The sequence below is a fragment of the Streptomyces sp. NPDC048002 genome, assembly GCF_040653275.1.
Lineage (GTDB): Bacteria > Actinomycetota > Actinomycetes > Streptomycetales > Streptomycetaceae > Streptomyces.
Window position 1 is genome coordinate 22584 of record NZ_JBEZNL010000064.1, and the last position, 7274, is coordinate 29857.

The window sequence follows — 7274 nt, forward strand, 5'->3', positions numbered from 1 at the left end:
TGCGGGTCGGAAAGAGAAGGGGGCATCGGGCCGGCTCAGAACAGCACCCGGCCGCGCGTCATCCGGCTCACCGGGGCCGCCTTGCGCAGATCGCGGCTGACGATCATGCGCTTCAGCCAGCGGTCGCTGCCGTCGTAGCGCACGGGGTAGGGCTTGCGGCCGTGCACCGCCAGGTAGTTGTCGACGATCAGCAGGCTGCCCTGCTCCACGACGACCGTGTGCTGCACCCGCTCCAGCTCGGCCATCAGGGTGTGCACGGCCCGTTCGGCCGCCGGCTCCTGCGAGGCACAGCGCATGAAGGGCAGGTCGATACGGAGATAGGGCCGGTCGGGGTTGCCGAACAGGACGGGCACGGCGTCCGGGGAGTGCAGCATCTGCTCCATGCGGGCGAGCGCCGGGTGGTCGGGGTGCCGCAGCTGCAGCTGCCGGATGTGCTCGTCGTCGGGAAGGATGTGGAACAGCGGACGCATCAGCAGGTCCACCTCCTCGGGGCTGAGCTTGACGTCCCGGACGGAGGCGAGGATGGTCGGCACCCGGTCGTGGTTGCGGATCCCGAACAGCAGCAGATAGTCGCAGCGGCCGGGGTGGAAGCCGTCCTCGGTGTGGAACTCCAGGAGGGTGGCGCTGCCGTGGCCGCTCTGGCGCTCCTCGTCGCCGCGGATCGGCAGGATGTTCTGGATCATGCGGCCGAGTTGCAGGGTGGACCAGGTGAAGGGGTCGCCGAGGGCGGTCGCGCACATGGCGAGGAACCGCTCCTGTTCGAGGGTGGCCGCCGGGTCCAGGGGCTGGTCCCAGTGGCCGGGGGTCGGTCCGACGGCGCTGTCGTCGACGGGGAAGCCGTGGATCAGCAGGCCGGCGGCGGACTCGGTGCGCCGGAAGGTCTCCAGGAAGTCCTTCAGGCGCGGCGGCAGTCCGGCGTCGGCGAAGCGGTTGACGTCGTAGCGGGCCGGGTCCGCCGGGTCAGGCAGGGAACCGGCGAGCCGGGCCGCCTCCTCCCGTATCTGCGACACCTCGGCGTCGGACAACTCGTACTGCAGGACGGTCTCTTCGATCATGGATCGGCTCTTTCCTCGGTATCAGTCCCGGTGCAGGGTGCGGTCCAGGAGGGCGGCGATCTCGGCAAGGGGCCCCGGACGCGTCATGTCCAGGTGGGCACAGGCGACGGCGTGGCCGTGGACGCGGCCGGTGACGTGCGGCCGCCAGTCGTCCGCCACGGGGGCGCGGGGGTCACGGTCCTCGGTGGCCGTGAAGTGGAGCAGATCGCCGTCGAAGACTCCCGGCTCGGCCGCCTCCGCCAGGGCGACGGTGTGCGCGGCGGCGGCCGCCAGCGAGGCCACGAACGGCTCGTCGAACGCCGCGTCCAGGCCGGCGTCCGCGGTGCCCTCCCGGCGCAGGAACGCGGCGATGGTGTCGGGGTCGAACCGGGAGTCCGGGGCCTGCCCGTGCAGCGGGTAGGAGTCCATCAGGGCGAGCAGGGCCACCTCCTCGCCCTCGGCGCGCACCCGGCAGGCCAGGGCGTGCGCGATGTTCCCGCCGAGGGACCAGCCGAGCAGGTGGTACGGCCCCTGCGGCTGCACCTCGCGGATGCGGCCCAGGTAGTCGTCGACCAGGGTCTCCCAGTCGGCGGGCAGGGCCCGCTCGTCGGCGCCGGGCCGGCGCGTCTGGAGGCCGTACACGGGCCGGTCGTCCAGGGCTGCGGCCAGTCCGGAGTAGCACCAGGCGAGCCCGGTGACGGGGTGGACGCAGAACAGCGGCGCCCCCGTGCCGGACGTGCTCAGCGGCAGCAGCAGGTCGGATCCGGCGGTGTCCCGGCCGTCGGCGCGGGCGGCGAGGGCGGCGACGGTGGGGGTGCGGAAGAACCCGGGCAGGGTCAGGTCCCCCAGGACGTCGGGCAGCAGGGCGCGGATGCGGGCGACCACCCGGGCGGCCAGGAAGGAGTGCCCGCCGAGGTCGAAGAAGCTGTCGTCCACGCCGGTGCCGCGCACCTGGAGGACGTCTTCGAACACGGCGGCCAGTGACCGCTCCAGGTCGCTCTCGGGGGCCCGTCCGAGTCCGCCGTACTCGGGTGCCGGCAGGGCGCGCCGGTCGAGCTTGCCGTTGCCGGTGACGGGCAGCGCGTCCAGGACGACGAACGCGGCGGGCACCATGTACTCGGGCAACGTGCCGGCCAGGAACGCGCGCAGGGCTGCGGGGTCGGGCGTGCGGCCGGGCACGGGCACGGCGTAGGCCACGAGCCGCCGGTCGCCCGGACGGTCCTCGCGGAGCACGACGGCACCGTGGGCGATGTCCGGGTGACGGCCGAGCGCGGCCTCGATCTCGCCGGGCTCGATGCGGAAGCCGCGTACCTTCACCTGGTCGTCGGCGCGTCCGCAGAACTCCAGGCTGCCGTCGGCCCGCCAGCGCGCCAGGTCGCCCGAGCGGTACATGCGCGCCCCGTCGGCGAACGGACTGGCGACGAACCGCTCCGCGGTCGCGCCGGGCCGCCCGGCATAGCCCCGGGCCAGACCGCGCCCGGCGATGTACAGCTCGCCGGTGACACCGGGCGGCACCGGCCGCAGCCCCGCGTCCAGGACGTACACCCGGGCGCCCTCCAGAGGCCGCCCCACGATGGGCGTCGAGGTGCCGCGCAACGGTGTGGTCAGCGTTTCGACGGTGCACTCGGTGGGCCCGTAGAAGTTGTGCGCGGTCACGTCCGGCTCGGCGAGCAGCCTGCGCCACAGCGGCTCGGGGATGGCCTCGCCGCCGAAGGTCAGGGTGCGGGGGGTCAGTTCGGGGGTGCCGAGCAGCCCGTGCTCCAGCATCTCCAGGCCGTACGTCGGTGTGGTGTCGAGGAAGTCGACGCCGTGCCGTCCGACGTAGCCCACCATGGCCGCCGGGTCACGCCGGGTGGCGTCGTCCAGGAGGTGCAGCTCGTGCCCGGCGAACAGGGCGAGCAGGCCCATCCAGGAGGCGTCGAAGGTGAGCGGCGCGGTGACGGCCACCCGGGCGGCGGGCCGGCCGGTGGCCCGTACATGCGCGGCGAACAGGGTCGACTCGTGGCTGTGCAGCAGGTTGACCAGGGCCCGGTGCTCCACGACGACACCCTTGGGGCGCCCGGTGGAGCCGGAGGTGTACAGCATGTAGGCGGGGTGCGCCGGGTGCAGCGCGGGCACGTCCGGGTCGTGCCCGGGGCCGTCCGGTGCGCACGGGCCGACGTGCAGCACGGGCACCGTGTCAGGGACGAGCGTGTCCGCGAGCCCGGCCGTACTGATCACCAGTCGGACGTCGGCGTCCTTCAGGACGTGGGCGATGCGTTCGGCCGGATGCCCGGTGTCCAGTGGCAGGTACACGGCTCCCGCCTTGAGCACGGCGAGCAGGGCCACGACCGACTCGACGGACCTCTCCAGCAGGACGGCGACCCGGTCCTCGGGTCCCGCGCCGCGCCGGATCAGTTCATGCGCGTACAGGTTGGCGAGCGTGTTCAGCTCGCCGAACGTCACCGTCCGCTCGTTGAGGACGAGCGCCGGGGCGTCGGGCCGGGCGGCGGCCTGCTCCTCGAAGTACCGGTGCACGGGACGTGCGGCCGGCGGTGCGGTCTCCTCTCCGCTCCACGCGCCCAGGACGAGGTTGCGTTCTGCGGCGGACAGCACGTCGGCCTGTCCGACGGGGGCGTCCGGGTCGCCGGCGAACGCGGCGAGCAGCCTCGCCAGCCGGTCCGTGAGGGTCCGGATCGTGTCGTGGTCGAAGAGTTCGGTGGCGTACTCGACCGTCCAGCGCAGCCCGGCCGGGTCGCCGTCGCACGTGTGGGCCTCCTCGACGCCGAACAGCAGGTCGAACTCGGCGACGTGCACGTCGACATGGTGTTCCGAGGCCGTGGTACCGGCCAGGTCCAGTCCGCCGCTCGAACCGTTCTTCAGAAGCAGCATGGTCTGGAAGAGGGGGTGCCGGGCGGTGGAGCGGGCGGGGTTGACCGCCTCGACCACCCGCTCGAACGGCAGGTCCTGATGCGCATACGCCTCCAAGTCGGCGGCCCGCACCCGGCCCAGCAGCTCACGGAACGTCGGATCACCCGACACATCCGTCCGCAGCACCAGCGTGTTCACGAAGAACCCCACCAGCTCATCCAGGCTCTCATCGGTCCGCCCCGCGACCGCCGTACCCAGCGGAATATCGGTGCCCGCACCCAGCCGGCTCAGCAGCGCCGCCACCGCCGCCTGCAACACCATGAACAGCGTCGTCCCGCTCTCCCGCGCCAACCGCACCAGACCCGCGTGCAGTTCGGCGGGCACGCCGGCCGTGACGGCTCCGGCGTGGTGGCTGGGCACGGGGGGCCGGGGCCGGTCGGCCGGCAGGGTGATCTCCTCGGGCAGCCCGGCCAACGCTTCTTTCCAGTAGCCGAGTTGGCGAGCGGCAAGGCTCTCGGGGTCGTCCTCGTCGCCGAGCAGGTCCCGCTGCCACAGCGTGTAGTCGGCGTACTGGATCGGCAGCGGGCCCCAGTCGGGGGCCCGCCCGGCCAGGCGCGCCTGGTAGGCGGTGCTCAGGTCGCGGGTGAGCGGGGCCATGGATGATCCGTCACCGGCGATGTGATGGAGCACCAGCATGAGGACGTGGTCGTCGGCGCCGAGCGTGAACAGTGTGGCCCGCAGCGGCAGTTCGGTCGCCAGGTCGAAGGCGTGCCGGGCGGCCCGCCGCACGTGCCCGGCCAGCTCCACCGGAGGGCACACGGCGGTGGACAGCGGGACGCGGGCGTCGGCGGTGATGTGCTGGTAGGGCTGACCGGCGACGGCCGGGAAGAGCGTACGCAACGACTCGTGCCGCAATGCCACATCGTCCAGCGCCGCCTGGAGCGCGTTCTTGTCGACCGGCCCGCGCAGCCGCATCGCGAGGGGAATGTTGTACGTCGAGCCACCCTCCTCCCACTCCCGCAGGAACCACAGCCGCTGCTGCGCGTACGACAACGGCATCGGCTCGGGCCGCACCACCACGGCCGGTCGGGGCCGGGAGGTGTCCTCGGCGCGCAGATGCGCCGCAAGCTGTGCGACCGTCGGGTTGCCGAACAGCGACCTGATGCCCACCTCGACGCCCAGCACGGTGCGGATGCGGCTGATCAGCCCGGTGGCCAGGAGCGAGTAGCCGCCGAGGGCGAAGAAGTTGTCGTCGACGCCGACGTGCGCCGCGCCCAGGGTCTCGGCGAAGAGGGCGCACAGGACTTCCTCTTCGGGGGTGCGCGGACGGCGGGCGGGAGCGGGCTCGCCCGGGTCCGCGGGGTCCGGCCGCTCGGGCAGCCGGATGTCCAGCCGACCGTCGGAACACCAGCGGCCCTGCCTGCCCGTGCGGTACATCACGGTGCCCGATCCGCCGTGCGGGGCGGCGACGAACCTGTCGCCCGCGGGGGCGGCGGAAGGGCCCGGCACGGTGAGGTAGAGGTCTCCGCTGACCCCGGCCGGCACCGGCCTGAGGTGGTCGTCGAGGAGGTAGGCCGCGGCCCGCTCGGGCGCGGACAGGCCGGCCAGTTCGGGCCACACCTCGGCCGGGACGGTGACGCTCCACTCGTCGAGGACGCGGTGCAGTTCGTCGGCCGTGAGCAGTTCCGCCTGGCTGACCGGCGTGTCCGGCTCGGCGGTCACCGCCTCCAGCAGCCGGAGGAAGCGCCGGGCCAGGTCGTCCACGGTGGCGCGGTCGAACAGGTCGGTGGCGTACTCGAACTCGGCGCTGATGCCCGCCTGCCGGCCGGCCTCGTCGAAGGTCTCCTCCACGCCGATGCTCAGGTCGAACTTGGCGGCACGGTGGGTCAACGGCTCGCCACAGGTGCGGAGTCCGGTGAAGCCGTAGGCGCCGTCGTCGGTGTTCTGGAGGACGAGCATGGTCTGGAAGAGGGGGTGCCGGGCGGTGGAGCGGGCGGGGTTGACCGCCTCGACCACCCGCTCGAACGGCAGGTCCTGACGCGCATACGCCTCCAGATCGGCGGCGCGCACCCGGGTCAGCAGTTCACGGAAGGTCGGGTCGCCCGACACGTCGGTGCGCAGCACCAGCGTGTTCACGAAGAACCCCACCAGGTCATCCAGGCTGTCATCGGTGCGCCCGGCGACCGCCGTGCCCAGCGGAATGTCGGTGCCCGCACCGAGCCGGCTCAGCAGCGTCGCCACCGCCGCCTGCAACACCATGAACAGCGTCGTCCCGGTCTCGCGGGCCAGGCCGCCGATACGGGCCTGGAGTTCGGCGGGCACGAAGAGTTCGATCGCCTCGGCCCGGTGGCTGGGTGCGGCGGGCCGGGGCCGGTCGGTGGGCAGGGTGAGTTCTTCGGGCAGGTCGGACAAGGTCCGATGCCAGTAGGCGAGTTGGTGGGCGGCGAGGCTGTCGGGGTCGTCCTCGTCGCCGAGCAGGTCGCGCTGCCACAGCGTGTAGTCGGCGTACTGGATCGGCAGCGGGTCCCAGCCCGGGGCTTCGCCGGTCACGCGCGCCGAGTAGGCGGTGCTCAGGTCGCGCGCCAGGGGCGCCATCGACCAGCCGTCACCGGCGATGTGATGCAGGACCAGCACCAGCACGTGCTCCTGCTCACCGAGCTCGAACAGCGCTGCCCTCAGCGGGAGTTCGACGGCCAGGTCGAAGTCGTGCGCCGCCTCCCGGGCCAGGCGGAGGGGCAGGTCCGCCTCGGTCACGGCGCTCGTGGACAGGGGGACGCGGACGTCGGCGGTGATGTGCTGGTACGGCTGCCCGGCGACCGTCGGGAAGAGCGTACGCAACGACTCGTGCCGCAGCGCCACATCGTCCAGCGCCGCCTGGAGCGCACCCTTGTCGATCGGCCCGCGCAACCGCACCGCGAGCGGGATGTTGTACGTCGAGCCACCCTCCTCCCACTCCCGCAGGAACCACAGCCGCTGCTGTGCGTAGGACAACGGCATCGGCTCGGGCCGTACCATCACGGCCGGACTGGGCCGGGACGTTCCGTGGCCGAGGCGGGCCGTGAGCGCGGCCGGCGTGGGGGCGGCGAAGAGATCGCCGATGCGCAGTTCGGCGCCGAGGGTGCTGCGGATGCGGCTGATCAGGCGGGTGGCGGTCAGCGAGTGGCCGCCGATGGTGAAGAAGCTCTCGTCGGCGCCGACGCGCGAGATGCCGAGTACTTCGGCGAAGAGTCCGCAGAGGACTTCCTCCTCCGGGGTGCGCGGTGCGCGGCCTTCGGCATCGCCCCCGACCAGGGGTTCGGGCAGGGCCTTGCGGTCGAGCTTGCCGTTGGTGGTCAGCGGCAGCGCGTCGAGTGCGACGAACGCGGCCGGAACCATGTACTCAGGCAGCGC

2 protein-coding genes are annotated in these 7274 nt (G+C 72.9%); both read right to left on the bottom strand.

The genetic code is table 11. The features are described from left to right. Positions 1 to 35: 35 nt before the first annotated feature. A complete protein-coding gene (gene gntD, locus AB0E07_RS38560; protein ID WP_362262771.1) occupies positions 36 to 1055 on the bottom strand; it encodes a guanitoxin biosynthesis L-enduracididine beta-hydroxylase GntD in 1020 nt (339 codons plus the stop codon). Between the two features lie 21 nt (positions 1056 to 1076). Further along, positions 1077 to 7259, bottom strand: coding sequence for an amino acid adenylation domain-containing protein (locus AB0E07_RS38565; RefSeq protein ID WP_362262774.1), 6183 nt, complete (start codon positions 7257 to 7259; stop codon positions 1077 to 1079). Between the last annotated feature and the right edge of the window lie 15 nt (positions 7260 to 7274).

What these genes read in the sequence shown, in the direction of transcription:
- AB0E07_RS38565 (WP_362262774.1), bottom strand. Translation starts at nt 7,259, where the DNA reads ATGGTTCCGGCCGCGTTCGTCGCACTCGACGCGCTGCCGCTGACCACC.
- gntD (WP_362262771.1), bottom strand. Translation starts at nt 1,055, where the DNA reads ATGATCGAAGAGACCGTCCTGCAGTACGAGTTGTCCGACGCCGAGGTG.